This window comes from Collinsella sp. HCP28S3_E12 (genome assembly GCF_052065595.1).
GTDB lineage: Bacteria > Actinomycetota > Coriobacteriia > Coriobacteriales > Coriobacteriaceae > Collinsella.
Map to the genome: position 1 here is coordinate 1 of NZ_JBQHTS010000047.1, position 335 is coordinate 335.

At 75.2% G+C, this 335-nt stretch carries 1 protein-coding gene; it reads right to left on the reverse strand.

Annotated elements, in window-relative coordinates; translation table 11 throughout:
- Positions 1–51 precede the first annotated feature (51 nt).
- The coding region (locus ACTNBY_RS09325) for a Mu transposase domain-containing protein (protein ID WP_441064283.1) at positions 52–335 on the reverse strand (284 nt) is incomplete at its 5' end.

Here is a 335-nt window from a genome sequence, read left to right on the forward strand (position 1 = left end):
AGAGGTTCGCCTGCGCCCTGATCGAGGGGCTGCCCTCCGCGACGGCGCCCATCACGCCCCTCCGAGCGAGTCGAGCAGCGCGAGGTTGGCGCGCGCGGCCTCGGCGATGTCCGCGTCGGCCAGGCCCCGCTTCCCCTCGAGGGCCTGCCCGTAGTGGTCGGGGTCGTAGTTGATGGGCCTCGACGGCCCGGACGCGGCGTCGTGGACGGCGACCTCCTCGCCGGCCATCCTCACCACGACCTGGCCGCCGGGCATCGCCACGACGCTCACGCGCCGGCCGATGCAGCGCCTGGGCACGGACCACTCCCTGCCGGCGGCCCTGACGAGCATGGTCG